This is a genomic window from Candidatus Enterococcus willemsii (assembly GCF_009933335.1).
In the GTDB taxonomy this organism is placed as follows: Bacteria; Bacillota; Bacilli; order Lactobacillales; family Enterococcaceae; genus Enterococcus_F; species Enterococcus_F willemsii.
The window spans coordinates 187,625-207,396 of the sequence record NZ_MAEL01000054.1; the positions used below are offsets into that span (position 1 = coordinate 187,625).

Annotated in this window: 15 protein-coding genes; 10 read left to right on the forward strand and 5 right to left on the reverse strand. The window is 36.6% G+C overall.

Annotated features, from left to right (window positions below):
- Positions 1-66: 66 nt before the first annotated feature.
- The 6 genes from BAU17_RS12025 to BAU17_RS12050 all read left to right on the forward strand — a co-directional run bounded on the left by BAU17_RS12025 (position 67) and on the right by BAU17_RS12050 (position 11,202).
- On the forward strand, positions 67-1,188 hold the full coding sequence (locus BAU17_RS12025; protein WP_161903067.1) for an exonuclease SbcCD subunit D: 1,122 nt from the start codon (positions 67-69) through the stop codon (positions 1,186-1,188).
- Positions 1,189-4,278, forward strand: coding sequence for an AAA family ATPase (locus BAU17_RS12030; RefSeq protein WP_161903068.1), 3,090 nt, complete (start codon positions 1,189-1,191; stop codon positions 4,276-4,278).
- A gap of 17 nt (positions 4,279-4,295) precedes the next feature.
- Positions 4,296-7,460, forward strand: coding sequence for a DEAD/DEAH box helicase (locus BAU17_RS12035; protein WP_161903069.1), 3,165 nt, complete (start codon positions 4,296-4,298; stop codon positions 7,458-7,460).
- A 117-nt stretch (positions 7,461-7,577) separates the two neighbouring features.
- The gene (locus tag BAU17_RS12040; protein WP_161903070.1) at positions 7,578-9,293 is read left to right on the forward strand and encodes an ABC transporter ATP-binding protein; all 1,716 of its coding nucleotides are present in this window, start codon (positions 7,578-7,580) and stop codon (positions 9,291-9,293) included.
- Positions 9,294-9,927: 634 nt separating this feature from the next.
- Positions 9,928-10,326 carry a transcriptional regulator SpxA gene (gene spxA / locus BAU17_RS12045; protein ID WP_161903071.1) on the forward strand — a complete coding sequence of 133 codons (399 nt, stop codon included), beginning with the start codon at positions 9,928-9,930 and terminating at the stop codon, positions 10,324-10,326.
- Between the two features lie 168 nt (positions 10,327-10,494).
- Positions 10,495-11,202 carry an adaptor protein MecA gene (locus tag BAU17_RS12050; protein ID WP_161903072.1) on the forward strand — a complete coding sequence of 236 codons (708 nt, stop codon included), beginning with the start codon at positions 10,495-10,497 and terminating at the stop codon, positions 11,200-11,202.
- Between the two features lie 58 nt (positions 11,203-11,260).
- On the opposite strand, the gene BAU17_RS12055 is transcribed toward BAU17_RS12050, so the two are convergent.
- Together BAU17_RS12055 and BAU17_RS12060 are read right to left on the reverse strand one after the other, a co-directional pair.
- Positions 11,261-11,566, reverse strand: a complete 306-nt coding sequence (locus tag BAU17_RS12055; protein WP_161903073.1) for a hypothetical protein — start codon at positions 11,564-11,566, stop codon at positions 11,261-11,263.
- The gene (locus tag BAU17_RS12060; protein ID WP_161903074.1) at positions 11,535-11,984 is read right to left on the reverse strand and encodes a hypothetical protein; all 450 of its coding nucleotides are present in this window, start codon (positions 11,982-11,984) and stop codon (positions 11,535-11,537) included. The genes BAU17_RS12055 and BAU17_RS12060 overlap by 32 nt, the downstream gene beginning before the upstream one ends.
- A gap of 194 nt (positions 11,985-12,178) precedes the next feature.
- Here BAU17_RS12060 and BAU17_RS12065 point away from each other — a divergent pair, with 194 nt between their 5' ends.
- The 4 genes from BAU17_RS12065 to BAU17_RS12080 all read left to right on the forward strand — a co-directional run bounded on the left by BAU17_RS12065 (position 12,179) and on the right by BAU17_RS12080 (position 17,204).
- Positions 12,179-12,622, forward strand: a complete 444-nt coding sequence (locus tag BAU17_RS12065) for a hypothetical protein (protein ID WP_161903075.1) — start codon at positions 12,179-12,181, stop codon at positions 12,620-12,622.
- Positions 12,623-12,682: 60 nt separating this feature from the next.
- Positions 12,683-13,642, forward strand: a complete 960-nt coding sequence (locus BAU17_RS12070; RefSeq protein ID WP_161903076.1) for a competence protein CoiA — start codon at positions 12,683-12,685, stop codon at positions 13,640-13,642.
- Between the two features lie 59 nt (positions 13,643-13,701).
- Positions 13,702-15,519 carry an oligoendopeptidase F gene (gene pepF, locus BAU17_RS12075; protein WP_161903077.1) on the forward strand — a complete coding sequence of 606 codons (1,818 nt, stop codon included), beginning with the start codon at positions 13,702-13,704 and terminating at the stop codon, positions 15,517-15,519.
- Between the two features lie 98 nt (positions 15,520-15,617).
- Positions 15,618-17,204, forward strand: a complete 1,587-nt coding sequence (locus tag BAU17_RS12080; protein WP_161903078.1) for a ClC family H(+)/Cl(-) exchange transporter — start codon at positions 15,618-15,620, stop codon at positions 17,202-17,204.
- 30 nt (positions 17,205-17,234) lie between these two features.
- On the opposite strand, the gene BAU17_RS12085 is transcribed toward BAU17_RS12080, so the two are convergent.
- The 3 genes from BAU17_RS12085 to BAU17_RS12095 form a co-directional block, all read right to left on the reverse strand.
- The gene (locus BAU17_RS12085) at positions 17,235-18,380 is read right to left on the reverse strand and encodes a cation:proton antiporter (protein ID WP_161903079.1); all 1,146 of its coding nucleotides are present in this window, start codon (positions 18,378-18,380) and stop codon (positions 17,235-17,237) included.
- A 90-nt stretch (positions 18,381-18,470) separates the two neighbouring features.
- Positions 18,471-19,067, reverse strand: a complete 597-nt coding sequence (locus BAU17_RS12090; RefSeq protein ID WP_161903080.1) for a DsbA family protein — start codon at positions 19,065-19,067, stop codon at positions 18,471-18,473.
- A gap of 81 nt (positions 19,068-19,148) precedes the next feature.
- Positions 19,149-19,709, reverse strand: coding sequence for a CYTH domain-containing protein (locus BAU17_RS12095; RefSeq protein ID WP_161903081.1), 561 nt, complete (start codon positions 19,707-19,709; stop codon positions 19,149-19,151).
- Positions 19,710-19,772 lie beyond the last annotated feature (63 nt).

Sequence of the window (19,772 nt, forward strand, 5' to 3'; positions counted from 1 at the left end):
CCATCCTGTGAGATAGCGTAGAAAGTGTTATAATAATAAGAAGAATATTTTTAAGAGGTGAATTAGGTGCGATTTTTGCATACAGCAGATTGGCATATTGGTAAAAAATTACATGGCTATGATTTATTGGCTGATCAAAAAGATAGTATCCAGCAGATTATTGCGATTGCAGAAGCAGAACAAGTGGATGCCATTGTGATTGCAGGTGATTTATATGATCGCTCCGTTCCCGCTGTAGAAGCTGTTGAACTATTAAATCAATCATTAATTGAGATTAATTTAGATAAAAAAATGCCACTCTTAGCCATTTCAGGTAACCACGATTCAAGTAGTCGTTTAGCAACGGGCGCTCCGTGGTTTCAGCAGACGGATTTTCATTTAGTCACGCAATTAAAGCAGGCATTTGAACCAGTGACAATTGGCGATACACAATTTTTCTTATTGCCTTATATTGAACCAATTGCTGCCCGTTTGTATTTCGATGAAGAATTTCCATCGATTAAAGAAGCAGTCCAACGAATTATTGCTGAAATGCAACCTTTATTTGATCCGACAAAGAAGCACGTCCTAATTACCCACTTTTTTATTGCCGGTGGTTTGCGCACAGAATCAGAGACGCCTTTGGAAGTGGGCGGGTTAAATAGCGTGCCGTATGAGTTGATGGCGCCCTTTGATTATGTCGCTTTAGGCCATTTGCATTCGAAAAATGCGCTGAAAGAGGGACCAGTACGTTACAGCGGGTCACCATTGAAATTTTCATTATCTGAAATAAATGATGAAAAAGGTGTCTGGATTGTGGACTCGGATACGATGTTGCCTGAATTTCGACCACTTACGCCGTTGCGCGATATTAAGAAAATCCAAGCATCGTTTGCTGACTTGCTACATCCAGATTTTTATCAAAACTTAGATCGCGAAGCGTTTTGGCAACTATTATTGACAGATCGGGCAGTGATTCCGAATATGATGAATCAGCTACGAGCTGTTTATCCCTATATTCTGAGTGTTGAACGGGTGAACGGTCGTGAATCGCAACCGATGCAACAATTCAAAAAACGTGAAGCATCACCACAAAAAGTATTTGCCACCTTTTTTGAAGAAATTACTGGAGACACATTAACAGAGCGCCAACAAGATTGGTTAGATAAAGGATTACAAATTGCTATGGATACAGAAAAGAGGGATTAGATGCAGCCACGAAAACTGACGATGAAAAATTTTGGTCCATTTATCAATGAATCGGTGGATTTTGGAGACTTTCAAGACGCAGGGCTTTTTTTAATCAGTGGGAAAACGGGTGCAGGGAAGACAACTATTTTCGATAGTATGACCTTTGCATTATTTGGCGAAACTTCTGGACAACTACGGACAGGTAAAGAAATGCGTTCGATGTTTGCAACGCCAGAAGAAGCAACCAGTGTCACGTTTACCTTTGAGCATCAAGGATTACTCTATGAAATTGAACGCTTACCAGAGCAAGAAATTCAAAAAAAACGTGGAGATGGCACACGTAAGCAGACAGCAAAAGTTTGTTTGACTATTTATGATAACAATCAAGTAGTTCGTCAATATTCTAAACGTACGGAAGTCGACGCGTTTATTAAGGAATTGTTGCATGTGGATGCCAAGCAATTTTTTCAAATTATTTTGTTGCCACAAGGGGAGTTTCGAAACTTCTTAATTGCTTCTAGTAATGACAAAGAAAAACTACTGCGTAATCTTTTTGGCACAGAAATCTATCAACGAGTGATTGAATGGTTGCATAAAGAAAAACGCGCGCTCGAACAACAATTAAGTAAGCAGCAGGATCAAATGACCTCTTTATTGTCGCGGTTTCAGTGGCAAGAAGAAAAGGCCTTTGTGTCATTGGCAGAAACCTTAACGGATTGGCAACAAGATATTGCGGTGTTGACTGAAGAAATAAATGCAAAACAAGACCAGCTTACGCTTGCGAAAAAACAAGAAACACAAGCAGAAGAACAATTATATGCAGCGAAAAATCTTGCTAAAATTCAAGAAGAATATCAGCAATTACAAGCTAAAAAAACAAAACTGGATGAACAAAAACAAAGCATGGATGAGATTCGGCAACAAATTGCTTGTTTAAGTTGGTTAGATAAGCATGCGCATTTACTGACAAATACGACAAATGCACGTGTTGAATATGAAGATACATTGCAACAATTCGAGCACTTGCAACAACAAATAGCCAGCAATGAAGAGGCACAAGTAGCTTGGCAAGAGGCTGAAACAGAAATGAAAGCCAAACGTCAGCAGTTAACAGAAATTCAAGCACAGTTACAACGTATTGAAAATCTCCTACCAATTGCTAAAGAAGTGACTGAAATAACTAATTCTGAAACAAGGGTAGCAGAAGAAGTTGAGATGTTTACTGCAAAGATGCAACAAGTGTCAACCCAACTAGCCGATTGGGAGCAAACTTGGCAAGCAACACAACGACAATTAGCGAAAAAAGAGACACTTCAACAAGCTGAAATGCGCTATATTCAAGGGGAGCAACTCGTTCATCGTTGGCAAGAACAAACGACTGCCTGGCAAAAAACACAACAATTCGTAGTGGAATATCAAGAAGAAGCAGTTGCTTTACAAGAAAAAAAGGCACAGTTAGCCACGACACTGACCAAAGTGAGCGAGCAATTCAAAACTTGTCGTAGTGACAATGCCAAAATGCAGATTGCACGTCTGCAATTATTGCTAGTAGAGGATGAACCTTGTCCGGTTTGCGGATCAACAGAGCACCATTTGGAAGCAACCGAAACTTTTTCGTCAGAAGAAATTGCTGAAAGCGAGCAACAACTAAATGAATTAGAACAGCAAGTCAAACAAGTGGAGCAAGAGTTACAAGAAGTGACGCTCCAATTGGCAACCAATGAGACTCGTCAAATAGAATTTGCGACAACTAGTGAACAACAGCAACAAAATCTACAGTTACTAACGAATGAGTGTCATGAAGTATTAGGAAAACAAGTTCCATCAGATGCGCTGGCATTATTGGCGAACGATATTTGTAAACAAAAAGAACAATTGGAAGAAGCAGAGCAAAAGAAAGTCGAATTAGAAGCAACCAAAGAACAACTAGACCAGCAATTAAAAGATGAGCAGCAAAAGCAACAAGAAAAAATCCAACAGCTGCAACAATTGCAAACACAAAAAGAGCTGTTACAAAAGCAACTACAGGGGCGAACACTTGCAGAGTTACAAACAGAATTGGATCAGCAAATGGCAACCCAACAAAAATTAGTAACAGTCCTTGATGAACATCAGCAAGCGGGCGAACAATTAAAACTTACGACAGCTAGTTTGGCAGAAGCGCAAAAACAACAAGGTAAGCTAAAACAAATCCAACAGCAAAAAGTTACGGAATGCGAAGAAGAGTTGGCAACCGTTTTATCAGAAAATGCCTTTGGCTTTACAGAAGAGAGCATGCACACTACTTTGCCGCAAGTGACACAACTGCCTGAGTTGCAACAGCAAGCGGATGTGTATGACCAACAAATTCAATTTGTAAAGCAACGGTTGGAAGAATTAGCAGAAAGTGTTCAGCAGCCAGCACCCGATATCGATGCGTTTGTTGAAGTGCATCAAGTAGCCAAAGCACAAACAGAGCAATTGCAAGCGAAAATGATTCAACAACAAGAAATAATGCGTCAAAATCAGCAATTGTTTGAAGAATGTCAGCAATTATATGAAACAACCAATCAACAGTTAACGAAATTAGGTCAATTAGAACAACTTTACCAAACGATGAGTGGCGACAATCCTGAAAAAATAAGTATTGAACGCTATGTGTTACAATCATTTTTAGCAGAGATTTTAGAAGTAGCGAATCAGCGTTTGATTAACTTGACGAAAGGTCGTTATCAATTTTTATTAGCTGAAGAAAAAGGAAGTTATCGTCGGTCTACAGGCTTGGAAATTAATATTTTTGATGATAATGCAGGGATGACTCGACGGGCACATACACTGTCAGGAGGCGAAAGTTTTATTGCTGCATTAGCATTAGCACTATCGCTGGCAGATGTGATTCAAAATCGGGCAGGAGGTATCGCCATCGAAGCATTATTCATTGATGAAGGATTTGGTTCGTTGGATGAAGAGTCACTTGAAATGGCGATGGAAGCACTCGAAATGATTGAAAATGAAGGGCGGATGATTGGAATTATCAGCCATGTGAGAGAATTAAAAGAACGTATTCAGCAACAATTAAAAGTACAAACAACTGGTACAGGGCAAAGCCACATTAAGAGTGTTGTGTAGAGGGGAGGAATCGTTGTATGAAATGGAGTATTCCAGAGAAAATCATTGAAAAAGGTCGAACATATTTAAATGATGGGCGTGTTTTATCTGTTACGCCGGATGCAGAGAATCAAGTATGGCATGCAGAGGTTTTGGGGAGTGAATTGTACCGCATTGATTTGGATGCGAGTGCCAAAGAGGAGGATTATTGCCAATGTCCTTATTGGGAGGAGCACCACTATTGCAAACATACGGTTGCTGTGGAATTGTATCTTAGAAAACAAGGGAAAACGCGGATGATTGCGAAATCAGAAGCACCAAAAAAAGAAGCTTTTTCACCGTCAGTGATGTTTTCCAATGGCTTTCGTCGCCTTGCACAAGAACAAGAACAACCATTTGTATCTTTAGGCATTGAATGCCAACTGGATAGTTTGCCAACGAATCCCTATCGTGAAGAGTTGGATGTTTTAGGCATTTCACTCAAAATAGGAGAGCAGAATGGACGCACATATGTTGTCAAAAACATTTATAAGTTTTTACAAGTATATGAGGAAGAGAAAACCTATCTTGCCAACAAACAAAATAGTTTTCTTCTAACTCATCAAGCATTTGACGACGCGACCAATCGCTTTTTAGCAAAGCTATCACACTTGGCTCAGACACAACAATTAATGGGGCAAACAGGGATTCAAGTCAAAGGGAAATTAGACAAGAAATATTTGTTATTGCCGATTGAAGGTTCACAGGAAATGACACAAGCGATGTTGCAATTTCCATTTATCCTACAAACTGAAGAGAAGAAAGTTCGCAAGTTAGAATTTCCGCAAGTTAAACAGCCGTTGCAATTTTCTGTTGTTCGCCATGAAGATCAATTTGACTTACGGATTGTTCAAGATTTCGACCATGTCTATAAATACTACGGTTGGGGACTAATAAACGATCAGGTGTATCAATTAACAACGAAAGAATTAGACATTTATTTAACGATGGAACAGTTGTTGAAACGCCTAGCAGAACCTAAAATCGCCTATCCTAAGAAGGAATTGTCGATTCTCTTTAAACAAGTTTTACCATTATTAAAACAATTAGGAACCGTCCAAATTTCTGATGAAGTCTATCATTACATTAGCGATGAGGATTTACATGTAATTTTTTATTTGAAAAAACGTCAAGGAAATGTTGAGTTGCGGGTGGACTACGTTTATGGGGATGTCGTATTCTCAACAGATACCAAGCATCAGATTACCCCAGAAGGACACGCAGAAATTTTACGTGATTATAAAAAAGAGCAACGCGTAGAATTATTAGTCAAAAACTTAGATTTCTTAAAAAACGAAACTGGTTGGCAGAAACCTTTACCTGAAGGAGAAGCCCTGTATCGCTTTTTTACCCATGAATTGTCTTATATGCGTCAATTAGGTGATATTCGGATGGGGAAAAAACTCCGTGAACGTTACATTGATGGTCGTAAATTACAGCCACAGATTGAAGTTAGTGAAGCAGGTTCATGGTTAGATGTATCTTTTGATATTTCGGGTATTGCTCAAAATGAAATTGATATGGTGCTTCAAAGTTTATTGCGTAACGATCAGTTTTACACCATGGAGAATGGTCAGGTATTATCGTTAAACTCAGAGGAATTTCAAGAAACTAGCCGAATTTTGTCACAACTAAGAGAATCATTACGAACGGTCAATGGTGTAGCAAAATTACCTTTGAATCAGGGACTACAGCTTCAAGAGCAATTAGGTGATTATGCCCATTTTAGTCAAGGATTTGAACAAATGGTGACGGATTTAACCCATCCAGAAGCATTTTCGGCAGCGTTACCGCAAGGATTGCAAGCTGAACTACGTGAGTACCAAGTAACAGGTTTCCGTTGGTTGAAAATGTTAAGTCATTATCAATTTGGTGGGATTCTCGCAGATGAAATGGGACTAGGGAAAACGTTACAAACGATTAGTTATTTATTATCTGAAAAAGAAGAAAAAAAAGTGATGAAAGCTTTGATTGTTGCGCCAGCTAGTTTGACGTATAACTGGCAACAGGAGATAAAAAAATTCGCGCCTTCTTTAAGGTCAGTGGTTATTAGCGGGAATAAAGAAGAGCGGGAAACGTTGATGCAGCCAGAAGTAGATGTTTGGATTACTTCTTATGCGAGTTTGCGTCAAGATATTGAGATGTACCAAGCACAAACGGTGGATTATTTGATTTTAGATGAAGCTCAAATGGTTAAAAACAGTAGTACCAAAACAGCACAAGCCTTACGTTCATTGCACGTGGCACATCGTTTTGCGTTAAGTGGTACGCCAATTGAGAATAATCTGGAAGAACTTTGGGCATTGTTCCAAATGATTATGCCTGGCTTTTTCCCAAGTCGCCAAGCCTATCGTGAATTATCGACCGAAAAAATTGCTGCGATGATTCAACCATTTATTTTACGTCGTGATAAGCGTACCGTATTGAAAGACTTGCCAGAAAAATTAGAAACAAATTACTACAGCGCACTGACTGATGAACAAAAAACTGTTTACTTGGCTTATCTACGCCAAATGCGCGATGAAATTTCAGGGATGGATTCCGCAACCTTTAAGAAAAATCGTATCAGTATTTTAGCTGGTTTGACACGTTTACGCCAAATTTGTTGTGATCCGAAACTCTTTGTAGAGGATTATGAAGGTGGTTCTGGAAAATTAGAACAAGTCAAAGATTTGATTCGTGCTGCGAAAGAAAATAATCGTCGCGTCTTGCTATTTTCTCAATTTACTAGCATGTTGTCGATTATTGAAGAAGAATTAGCTGAACTCGGTTTAGAAACCTTTTATTTAAGAGGAAGTACGCCGCCAAAAGAACGGATTGAAATGGTTGATGCCTTTAATGCTGGAGAAAAAGATGTCTTCTTGATTTCATTGAAAGCAGGAGGCACGGGATTAAACTTAACCGGTGCCGACACCGTGATTCTGTATGATTTATGGTGGAATCCAGCAGTTGAAGAACAAGCAGCTGGACGTGCGCATCGCATTGGTCAAAAACGTGTGGTTGAAGTTTGGCGTATGATTGCTGAAGGAACGATTGAAGAACGTATGAATTCCTTGCAACAAGAAAAACGTGAATTATTCCAACGCGTGATTCAAGGAAATGAAACACAGCTCCAACAAATGACCGAAGAAGACATTCGTTTGATTTTGAGTGTTGGAGAGTAACATGGATAGAAGAAAAGCATCTTCTGATAAAATTATCAGAAGATGCTTTTCATTTGTTTTGCTTTTCATAGATAGCTTCTCTATAATGGAAAGTATTGAAATTAGGGGAGGGGTTTGATGTTTAAACGTTTTTTTAGCTATTATCGACCATATAAATCTTTATTTATTTTAGATTTCTGTTGTGCGATTGTAGCTGGGTTATTGGAGTTGGCTTTTCCGGTTGCCGTCAATCAAGTTATTGACAAAATTATGCCACAAAATAATTTTCGCTATGTCTTATTAGCTTGCATAGGATTATTTATTTTCTATATTATTAATACGATTTTACAATACGTTGTCGTTTTTTATGGTCACAAATTAGGCGTAAATATTGAAACAGATATGCGTAAAGAATTGTTTCAACATTTGCAAAAGCAATCATTTGAATATTATGACAATCAGAAGACAGGGAAATTGATTAGTCGCTTGACGACCGATCTATTTGAAATTTCTGAGGTTGCTCATCACGGTCCAGAAGATGTCTTTATCACTGTAATGACGTTGGTCGGTTCGTTCATTTTGATGTTAAATATGCATGTGCAGCTAGCTTTAGCAACTTTTGCAGCCATTCCGTTGATTGCGATTGCCTTGATTTTCTTTAATAAAAAGATGACCAATGTAAATACAGACATCTATGATAATCTAGGTGAATTTAATGCAGGCGTGGAAGCAGCAGTTAGTGGGATTCGAGTAACCCAATCGTTTGCGAAAGAAGAATATGAAGCGCAACGTTTTAATGGTTTAAGCGAGTTGTATCGTCGATCAAAAATTGTTTTTTACAAAGTAATGGCAGTCAGTTCCGCTTATAATTATTTGATGATTCGCTTGATTAATTTATTTGCCTTGATTTTTGGTTCTTACTATATGATTCGTGGGGAATTAAAAGCGGGGGAATTTGTAGGCTTTATTTTACTCTCAAATGTCTTTGTACGTCCAATTGAAAAGGTGAATACGATGATTGAAAGCTATCCAAAGGGGATTGCCGGGTTCAAACGCTTAACAGAGGAACTGGATAAAGAACCACTGATTAAAGATAAACCAGATGCGCAAGTAGTAACTCATTTGAATGGTAATATTTCTTATCATCAAGTGTCATTTGCTTATGCAGATGGCTCGAAAGTATTGAACGACATTTCTTTAGAGATTCAAGCAGGGGAAACAGTTGCCTTTGTAGGTCAAAGTGGTTCAGGAAAAACAACCTTGTGTAACTTATTGCCACGATTTTATGATGTCACAGAAGGTCAGATTACGATTGATGGAATGGATATTCAAGACATGACATTAGAATCATTACGTAATCAAATTGGAACTGTGCAGCAAGATGTCTTCTTATTCCCAGGTACGATTCGTGAAAATATTGCCTATGGTCGTTTAGATGCCACCGAAGCAGAGATTCGCCAAGCTGTGAAGTTAGCACATTTAGAAGGTGTGCTTGCGCAAATGAGCGATGGTTTAGATACGGTTATTGGTGAACGTGGTGTGAAATTATCTGGTGGGCAACGCCAACGTGTAGCGATTGCGCGCATGTTCTTAAAAAACCCGCCAATCTTAATTTTAGATGAAGCCACATCTGCTTTAGATACAGAAACCGAGCAAGTAATTCAAGAATCATTAAACTCACTTGCTGAAGGACGAACGACCTTAATTATTGCCCATCGTCTGGCAACTATTAAGCACGCAACGCGCATTATAGTGATGAGTGAGGACGGTATTTTAGAAGAAGGAACTCATGAAGCGTTGATGGCTAAAAAGGGGCATTATCGTAAATTATATGATGCACAATTTCATAAATAAATAGAAAAACCAAATAATCGATGAGGCATAGTTAATGAAATGCCCATCATTATTTGGTTTTTTTGTTGGATGAGAGTCATCACACCTATTTTTGGTGAGTTTCTAATTTTTCACAGGAATGTTCATTTTTTTTCAGGAAAAAAAGGTGGGTGTCTAAAAAATTACTGAATAGTCGTTAAAAAAGTAACACACTTTAATAGGGAGTTTATTGAAAATAAACGTAGAATTTTGGACTAGCTGACTACTTTATTGCTTATTTTGAATAAGGTGAACAGTGAAAGGCGTTGTTCTTATAGTGTTAATGGCTCCTTATTTTTAATAAGTTATTAAAAAAAGCAAAAACAGAAATACAAAAAAAGATTTTTCAATCCGTATAAAACATTTCATTATATAACAGGGTTTCTATCCTGTTATATAATAATAAAAAAATGAGAAAAGAAAAAAATTTTTTTCTAAAATAGAAAAAAGCTTGATAAAACGCGGTTAAATTTGATATGTTTTTTTTTAAAATAACATTTTTTTGATTAGAAATTTAAAAATAAAACTAGTAATTCTCAAAAAATTGGTTTATAATAGAAACAGAAGTGAAACAAATGATTCTTCTGTTTTAAATTTTAAAAAGGAGTGATACACGTTGTTGACACTATATACTTCCCCAAGTTGCACGTCATGTAGAAAAGCTCGTGCTTGGCTACAAGAGCATCAAATTTCTTTCGTAGAGCGAAATATTTTCTCTGAACCTTTAAATATTTCCGAATTGAAATCAATTCTACAAATGACGGAAGATGGTACCGAAGAGATTATTTCGACCCGTTCCAAAGTTTTCCAAAAGTTAAACATGGATTTAGATGAACTGCCACTAAAAGATTTATTAACGCTTGTCCAAGAAAACCCTGGCTTGTTACGTCGACCAATTATGATTGACGAGAAACGCTTGCAAGTAGGATTTAATGAAGATGAAATTCGTCGCTTTTTACCACGCGATGTACGTCAATTAGAATTACGTCAAGCACAGTTGATGGCCGGATTATAAAATAATACTTACTGAGTCGGACTGACTAAAAGTTCGGCTCTTTACTTTTTCATTAAGAAAAAGTGGAATCAACCAGTCAAAGTGTCTTTGTAACGTTTTTCTCTTTACATTTTTGTCGCATCCGTTACAATATAGCTATAGTATCAAAATAAGTGAGGTGTAGCTAATATGGAAATGGAACATATTAATGAAAATACAATTCGTGTATTAATTAAAAGCGAAGATTTAGCTGCTAGAGGGATCACTTTTTTAGACTTATTGGGAAATCAAAAAGAAGTTGAAAGTTTCTTCTATAGTATTTTAGAAGAAGTTGACGTTGATGATGAATTCAAAGGAAGCGAAGCAGTTACTTTCCAAGTAATGCCTAAAGGTGATGGCTTGGAATTGTTTATTAGCAAGAATGCTTCACTTGAAAACATAAATCCTTATGATGTGTATGGTGATTATTACTCGCCAGAAGAAATTACGAACTGGCTAAAAAATGAAGACCCAGAATCTTATGAAGGATATTCTCAAGAGGAGTTAATGGAATGGTTTAAAGAACCGCTTCCTACTAAAAAAGAACAACCAAAAGAACCCGTTGTTAAACGAGATCTTGTCTTAGAATTAGGCACATTTGAAGGTATGGTTCAATTGTCTGCACAAGTTCAAGTAGAAAATAGTATAACAAATCTTTATTTAATGAATAATCGTTACTTTTTAACTGTACAATTCTTAGAAGAATGGGTAACAGATAAGCAAATCGAAAACCAAGTAGCTATTTTAACTGAATTTGGTCGTAAGAGTACAGTTACAGCAGAAGTTCTTGCTGAACATGGTGAGCTAATTATGGAAAATGATGCAATCGGCATGACACGAAGATATTTTGAAGAATAAAATTGCTTAAAAAATAAATCCCCCGCATGGATGAGTTTCATTCATGCGGGGGATTTACTTATTCATCAAATATCGTTATCTCTTTTGTCGTTGCATTGATTCTTAGAAAATCATAGCCGTCGAAGAATGAATCAACCATCACTGAATCATGGAAGATACGAATGAACATGGTTTGATTTGTATAGCGATTGTATTTTTCTACTGAAATAGTAATCAAGTCTTCCTCATTTTTTTCTGATGAGGCGTAGATACTATCATACAATTCTTCAGGAACGGTGAGTTTCCACCCATCGATTAGTTCAATAGAATAGTATAAAGGTGTGTATTTATTTTTAGAAAATCGATTCGTCAAAAAAGTCCGCATGTCTATCATCCTCTTCCTCATTTTCGTCATCGGTATCCAAATTTTCAACTGGCTCTGTTGGAAGCCAATATTTTTCTTTCAGCCAGATAATTACTTCTTTTTTCTTCGTATTGGTCTGTACAGCTAGAAAAGTAAGGGGAAACGGACCTAAGTCAATTTCTTGATTGTCATAAGACAGCTTAAATTTTGTGTGCTTTGTTCGTAATGTTTGCAGAGTAAGTAAATAAATTCCGACTTCTTGGGTATGTTCATCGAACTCTTTTCTTTGTAAGAATTTAATATTTTCATCCTCTAGAAAGCTGGGAATGAGTATTTTCCAACCATAATCTAGCGAATATACTCTGAATTGGGCTTCTTCATTTTCGTTTATATAGGATTGTTTATCAGCAGCTAACCCTAAATATTTTCGCGTTTCCATCTGGACCTCCTTGTAAAAGCATTATTTTCTTGAATATCATAACATATATTTATTTTAGGATAAAAAGATATGGGAAAATTGGAGGGAAAGTTCGCTTAAGTTCAATATTCAGTATGTACGATTATTCTGGTATGCAAGGCGAACCTTTTAGAATACAATGATGTAATAAATAGATGTTGAAGGAGAAGAATTATATGGCGCTGGATATGCAATTTGATCGTTTGATTTTAACAAAGGAAGTAGAATTTTACCAATTTTCGTACCGAGAAAGACCTTATGAAATTGTCGCGTATTTATTACTTCAAGATGCGTTTAAACCAGCATCGAAAGAATTTGGATGGCAATTTTATGATTATGACTTTGAACCAAATGATAATCAAATCTTTGTTAAAATTGGCACGTTGCATGAACTTTCTGATGTGGAACGTGAATATCTGTTGTCTTTTACCGATGGATTATTACGTTTTAAACCTAGTATTAATTATGTCGTAGATTTTTTTAAGATGGATTTCGACATCGAATGGGATTATCCAAAAGATGAAGGATTTTTAGAGTTCGTTGATAAAATAAATAGCATTTTTAAAACAACTATTGCATTAACAAATGTTCAATCTATTAATAATCTTGTACAAGAATAATATAAGCGGTAGATAAAAAAATTTTCTCACTTTTTACGTAATTAATAATGAGGTGAGAGTATGCTAGTTGCAGAAACAAAAGCCGGAATCAAAGTATATGCAGATAAGTGTAAAGGTAAAGTAGAAGCTATTTGTCCAAGTTGCAAAGCACCTGTTCGATTAAAGCATGGGAAAATTAAGATTCCACATTTTGCTCATGTTGCCTACACAGGTTGTGCTTATTTTAGTGAGGGTGAAACATTGGAACATTTGATGAATAAACAAATGTTGCTTACTTGGAGTGGGAGTGGACAATTGGAAGCTTATTTACCGGAACTGCAGCAACGTCCAGATTTACTAATTAACCGTGTGGCAGTTGAAATTCAATGTTCGCCACTTTCCCTTACAAGATTAATTGAACGTACCAAAAATTATCAAAATCATCACTATCAACCGTGGTGGTTAGTGGGCCAAAAGTTGACACCACGTAAACGCTGGAGTCACTTGCAAAAAGCGTTTAGTTATTATGATTTTAAGAAAGGGTGTCATTTATGGGTAATAGCGAATCAACAAAAAGAAATTCAATTGTTTTATCACATTCGTTGGCATTTTCAATTGGGGTATTTTTTTCAAAAGAAGCGCTGGCGTTTTATGGAGTCACCATTAGCTCAAGTTTTTTTATTTGAACCTGATAGATCAGATTATCATTGGGAAGTCAGTGCGTATCGCTATACGATTCAGAAAAAATTATTTCAAGGAAATGAAAAAATACAAGAAATACAGGAACAAATCTACCGATTAAAAGGAAATATTCAAACCTTACCTGAATGGTGTTATAGTGCTAGTGAGTTTTTCTTTTATTTTGAAGATTTGTTATTGTTTCTGCGCTATTGCGTGACTGTCTCAGCCAACTTTCACCAATGGCTGGACAGGATAAAAAGCATTGATTTTTCCTGGTATTTTCCTTTAGTTTCCCAAAAAGAAATTCTTAGAGCTGTTTATGATGAGAGTTGCTTTTTACAAGAAAGCAGTAATTTTTAGTGTGGTGAACAAAAAAAGTATGATACACTTGCTTTATTGAAAAGTAGGAGGAATGAGTTATGTCTGAAACGAAACAGTTACCATTACGTGAAGAAGTTGCTACATCAGTGACTTGGGATTTAACCAAAATTTTTGCTGATGATGCCGCTTTTGAAGAGGCTTTTAAAGAAGTCCAAACGGAGTTAACAAAAGCTGACACCTATAAAGGAACTTTGAAAAACGGCGGAGCAGCTTTTCTGGAAGCCTTAGAATTTATTTTAGATGTTTCTCGTAAATTAGAAACGCTCTATGTTTATAGCCACTTGAAAAATGATCAAGATACAGCAAATACGACTTATCAAGGATTGTATGCGCGTGCAAGCAGTTTGTTAGCTCAAACAAGCGAAGCTATTTCTTGGTTTGAGCCAGAATTACTAACATTAGATGATGCGACAATTTGGGGATATTTTGACGAAGTTCCCGCATTAGAAGTGTACCGTCATTTTGTACAACAAACAGTTGATAACCGTGCGCACGTATTACCAGCAGAACAAGAAGCATTGTTAGCCGGTGCGGGGGAGATTTTCAGCTCAGCTAGCAATACATTTTCTGTGTTAAATAATGCAGATTTAGTTTTCCCAACCATTGAAGGTGAAAATGGCGAAAGTGTCCAATTGTCTCATGGGTTGTATGGACAATTGCTAGAAAGTACTGACCGACGCGTAAGAGAAGCTGCGTTCAAGGGTTTATATAGTGTTTATGAGCAATTTAGAAATACCTTTGCGTCGACGCTAAGTACAAATATTAAAGCTCATAATTATCGAGCAAAAATTCGTAAATACAATTCAGCACGTGAAGCGGCATTAAGCAATAATCATATTCCAGAAAGTGTTTATGATACCTTAGTTGCAGTCGTTAATAAAAATTTACCATTGCTACATCGTTATATGGAATTGCGCAAACGTCTGTTAAAAGTTGATGAATTGCATATGTATGATGTGTATACGCCTTTATTAGGTGAAGCGCCAATCAGTTATACTTATGATGAAGCTGTGAATAAAGCGATTGAAGCTTTAGCACCAATGGGAGAAGAATATTTAACAGTCGTAAAAGAAGCTTTTAACAATCGTTGGATTGATGTAGTGGAGAATAAAGGGAAGCGTAGCGGAGCCTATTCTTCAGGTGCGTATGATACGTTACCTTACATTTTAATGAATTGGCATGATACGTTGGACCAATTATATACTCTGGTTCATGAAATGGGGCATAGTGTTCATAGTTACTTTACACGTAAAAACCAACCATATGTGTATGGCGACTACTCAATTTTTCTAGCTGAGATTGCTTCGACAACAAATGAAAACATCTTGACCGAGCATTTATTGGAAACTGAAACGGATCCTCGTGTGCGTGCATATGTATTGAATCATTATTTAGATGGCTTTAAAGGAACAGTTTTCCGTCAAACACAATTTGCCGAGTTTGAACATTTTATGCATGTAGAAGATGCAAAAGGTACACCATTAACAAGTGAATTTTTAAGTGAGAGTTACGGTGAGTTGAATCGAAAATATTATGGAAAAGCATTAGCCGATGATCCGGAAATTCGTTTGGAATGGTCACGTATTCCACATTTCTACTACAACTATTATGTTTTCCAATATTCAACTGGTTTTTCTGCGGCTTCCGCTTTAGCAAACAAAATTTTGCATGAAGGATCAGATGCTCTAACAAATTATTTAAACTACTTAAAATCAGGTAGCAGTGATTATCCAATTGAAGTCATGAAAAAAGCTGGCGTGGATATGACCCAAGCAACTTATTTAGAAGATGCAATGGCAGTCTTTGAAGAACGCTTGAATGAACTAGAATCACTGGTTGCTGAATTAGAAAACTAAACAAGGATACTGTCTCTTTTAGAGGCAGTATTTTTCTTTCTGAAAATTTTCTTGAAAGACCTATTTTTTAGCTGTATCATAAATAGGGAGATGATTGGATGAATGAAGAAAGTGAATTAAAGAAGATTGATGGAACAAAAATGCAATTTATTGGCAAAGGGCTACTTGTCGGCTTGCTGTCGGGAGTTGTTGTGAGTTTTTTTCGCTTGTTGATTGAACAAATAAGTGAAAAAGTTGTTGCTGCTTATGTATTTTTACGAGAAGAACCCCAATGGCTCATTCCTTGGATAATGGGATCTTTATTATTAGCACTTATTTTAGGTAAGTTGATTCAAAGTGAACCAAATATTAAAGGAAGTGGGATTCCGCAAGTAGAAGGCCAACTTCGAGGTCAACTATCTATTCATTGGTTTTCCGTTTTGTGGAAGAAATTTATTGGTGGGGTATTAGCAATTAGTTCTGGTTTGTTTCTAGGACGTGAAGGTCCTTCGATTCAATTAGGGGCTGTTGTGGCGCAAGGAATCAGTGAAAAAATGAAGCAAAGCAAGTCAGAAGAGAAAATTTTGATTTCTAGCGGTGCAAGTGCAGGGTTAGCAGCAGCTTTTAATGCTCCTATTGCTGGCTTATTATTTGTATTGGAAGAAGTACACCACTCATTTTCACCATTACTTTGGTTAACTTCTTTTTCGGCTGCGATTACAGCTAATTTTGTTTCTCTTCATTTTTTTGGTTTAAAACCTGTTCTATATATCGGCGAGATACAAAATTTACCGTTGTCCTATTATTGGACGTTACCTATTTTAGGCGTGTTATTGGGGACTGCGGGTCGTATATACCAAAAAGTCTTACTTGCTTTACCAAAATGGTATGGAAAAATTTCCTGTCTTTCTAGTAATTATTATAGCGTTGTTCCGCTGTTATTGATTATTCCTTTAGGGGTGTTTTTTCCTTATTTTTTAGGTGGTGGGAATCAAATTGTTTTTTATGTCTCGGTTTCATCGGTTAGTATTTGGCTTTTACTTGCTTTGTTTCTATTTCGATTTATTTTTTCGATGATTTCATATGGTTCTAATTTACCTGGTGGGATTTTTTTGCCCATTTTGTCATTAGGTGCAATTTTAGGGACGATTTATGGGTTGTTTTTACACCAAGTACTAGGGATTGATGCGGACTTTATCAAAAACTTTTTAATTTTTTCAATGGCAGGCTATTTTGCGGCTATTGGAAAAGCCCCATTGACAGCGATTGTGTTAGTGACTGAAATGGTGGGAAATTTGGCACAACTGATGTCGATAGGGATTGTAGTTTTGACTAGCTATATTGTTGCGGATTGTTTGGGGGCTAAACCCATTTATGAAACGTTATTAGATCGCCTGGTTCGACCAGATTTTGGTAAGATTTCGGGCAAGAAGACGGTTATGACCTATTCTGTCGCTCCTGGTGGTTTATTCGATGAACAAATGATACGTGATATTAAATGGCCCCAAGAGATGTTGGTCACTTCCATTCGCCGAGGGGAAACAGAATTGTTAACACATGGTGATACGGTGATGTTAGGAGGCGATGGTTTACTTATTTTGACGGATGCTGGAATCGCACAGAAAATTCGGATGCAATTGCAACAAATGGAACAAGGAGATAGAGAAGAATTGTCACATAAAGAAAAGCTAGCTGACTCTGATTAACGAGTGAGCTAGCTTTTTTTTAGTAAGGTGTTAATACACTTTTTTCGTAAAGTATTTTAAGAATAGTGGTGAAACAAGTGTACTAATTAAAACAATAATTACTAAAGGTGAATAATACTGTGGTTCAATCATATTGGATTGTTGACCGATTTGAATGATGATTAAGGCCATTTCACCACGAGAAATCATACCTGCACCGACCATTAATGCACTATTGTTTTCAAATCCAGCGAATTTTGATCCTAAGTACCCACCGACCAATTTTGAAGCAATTGCAACAATTGTAAAGACAATAATGAAAAGTAAATGTTCAGAGAAGTTATCAAACGTGACTTCTAAGCCAACACTAACAAAGAAGACTGGGATAAAGACTGAATAACCTAATGCTTCAACATTATGATAGACTTCGTGTTGCACTTTAGTTTGGCTGACAGCAATTCCTGCGAAAAAAGCACCAATGACAGAACTTAAACCAACTAAATCAGCCAAGAAAGACATGCTTAAGCAGATGACTAAAGAAGTGATGATAATTGCTGAATTGGCAAATAATTTTTCAGCTAATTGCATTAAATATGGCGCAATCCATTTTACTAGTAAGAAAATTAAAATAAAGTAAAAGACTTGTTCCAATAAAATTAATGAAATAGGTCCATCAGTCGTTGTTTCTCCAGTAAAGAATGAGAGACTTAAGCTAAGTACTAGTACCACTAAAATATCATCGACGACAGAAGCACCTAAGATGGTGGAACCTTCTTTGGTATTCACGGCATTTAATTCTTTAAGAACTTCTACTGAGATACTAACTGAAGTTGCCGCTAAAATTAAACCGAAAAATAAAGCTTCTTTAAAATCAATTTGGAATAGTTCCCCAGTTCCCCACCCTAAAATAACAGGAAACACAATTCCTAACACAGCAACTAATAAACCTGGTTTAAAATACTTTCGTAAAAGAGATAAGTCACTTTCTAAGCCGGCAAGAAACATCAACAGAATAACGCCAATTTCAGAAAATTCGTGGACTAAGAGATCGGGATGAACCCAGTTCAATCCAGCAGTTCCTAGGATAACACCCACTAATAATTGCCCAATCACAGAAGGAATACCCACTCGTCTTGAAAGATGTGAGCCTAAGGTAGTTGCTACTAAAATGAGGCATAATGTTCCAATAAATTCCATTTCTTCAAACCCTTCTTTTTTTATTATTAACTAAATAAGTTTACCATTTTTTTAGCATAAAAAGAAACTGATAGGCAAAAAACTGGAAAATCAGGAATGATTTTCCAGTAAAGTTATAGTAGCTGATTGATTTGTGTGACACAAATTTGGAATCCATTGTAATTCGTCGATACCTTGTAGCAAAAGACCAACATTTTGAGTATCGTGATTGTAAATAACCGCTGAAGTTTGTTGTTGGATGTTCATTTCACGAGCTGTACATTGGTCTTGCCAGAACATTTCTTTAATCAACGTTGACTGGCGGTCTTCTCGAAACATTTCTAAGTCGCCACCTGTTTGTTTGAATAATTGTTCGGTTAATTGTTTTGAATAAGGCAGATGCTGTTTTAATAAAGCTGTCTGTAATTGTAATAAAAAATTTCGTGCATACTTTTTTCCTTGAAGCTGTGCCGCTTTATAATCTAAGGCTGCTTCATAGGACTGCATTAAAAAAGCATTGCGACAAGCTAAGTTACTTGCATCATAACCTGCACGTTTCATCACACTAGTATTGGTCATCAAATTAACTAAAGGAAGGATTTGCAAATGAATTTTATGTGAATCCTGATAAATAAAGTCTAATAATTTGCATTCTGCTTCATAGCATAGCTGACCTAACGGATGGATAAATAAATAAATTTCAATCATTGGAAGAGCCTCCAAGCATAATCAATAAATCATTCTTACTTTAACAGAAAAGCAAAAAAAGGCAAAATAAAAGACTTTTGGTTACTTGGTTGCCCGTACAATTTTATTTTCTGCAAATTTGTAAGGAAGCTGGTGCGTGGTTAAATAAGCATCGAAGGCTACTTTTCCTAAGTGTGCATCATTGACCTCGAGTTCTAGTTCGTAGTCATGTTGTTGGTTATACCAGCTTTCATCCAGAGCCAGTAATCCTTCCGGAATTGCGAATTCTGCGCGTTTGGTTGTTAAGCTAGTAAGGACTTGCAATTGATTGGGATCAATGCCTAACTGTCGAAGTTCTTTTGTCACCGCTCCTTCAGGAAGTTGTTTTTTTGCCAGTGAATCCATTGTTTCTTCGAGGGTTAATCGATCAGTTGTTTCGAGTAAACCAACTGCTTGTGGTGTTTTTAAGGTGATTTCTCCCTTTGTTGTATATTGACGAATACGTAAGCCACATTTTTTGTGACGTAAGTCATTGGTCGGTGTGTCGAAATAGACATTGGTTTGTGTATAAAAGTCATCGGCAGTTAATTGATAATAAGCACATAAGCGTAAATAGTCTTGTTCACTTAAGAGAGTTTTAAATTCAATTTCAAGTTGTTTCATCGAATGCTCCTTTCAATTGTTTGTCTCTGTTGTAACGTAAAGTAGGGCATTCGTCAACTTTTA

Coding starts and splice junctions, on each gene's coding strand:
- BAU17_RS12030 (WP_161903068.1), top strand. CDS start 1,189: ATGCAGCCACGAAAACTGACGATGAAAAATTTTGGTCCATTTATCAAT.
- BAU17_RS12035 (WP_161903069.1), top strand. CDS start 4,296: ATGAAATGGAGTATTCCAGAGAAAATCATTGAAAAAGGTCGAACATAT.
- BAU17_RS12040 (WP_161903070.1), top strand. CDS start 7,578: ATGTTTAAACGTTTTTTTAGCTATTATCGACCATATAAATCTTTATTT.
- BAU17_RS12050 (WP_161903072.1), top strand. CDS start 10,495: ATGGAAATGGAACATATTAATGAAAATACAATTCGTGTATTAATTAAA.
- BAU17_RS12055 (WP_161903073.1), bottom strand. CDS start 11,566: ATGCGGACTTTTTTGACGAATCGATTTTCTAAAAATAAATACACACCT.
- BAU17_RS12060 (WP_161903074.1), bottom strand. CDS start 11,984: ATGGAAACGCGAAAATATTTAGGGTTAGCTGCTGATAAACAATCCTAT.
- BAU17_RS12065 (WP_161903075.1), top strand. CDS start 12,179: ATGGCGCTGGATATGCAATTTGATCGTTTGATTTTAACAAAGGAAGTA.
- BAU17_RS12070 (WP_161903076.1), top strand. CDS start 12,683: ATGCTAGTTGCAGAAACAAAAGCCGGAATCAAAGTATATGCAGATAAG.
- pepF (WP_161903077.1), top strand. CDS start 13,702: ATGTCTGAAACGAAACAGTTACCATTACGTGAAGAAGTTGCTACATCA.
- BAU17_RS12080 (WP_161903078.1), top strand. CDS start 15,618: ATGAATGAAGAAAGTGAATTAAAGAAGATTGATGGAACAAAAATGCAA.
- BAU17_RS12085 (WP_161903079.1), bottom strand. CDS start 18,380: ATGGAATTTATTGGAACATTATGCCTCATTTTAGTAGCAACTACCTTA.
- BAU17_RS12090 (WP_161903080.1), bottom strand. CDS start 19,067: ATGATTGAAATTTATTTATTTATCCATCCGTTAGGTCAGCTATGCTAT.
- BAU17_RS12095 (WP_161903081.1), bottom strand. CDS start 19,709: ATGAAACAACTTGAAATTGAATTTAAAACTCTCTTAAGTGAACAAGAC.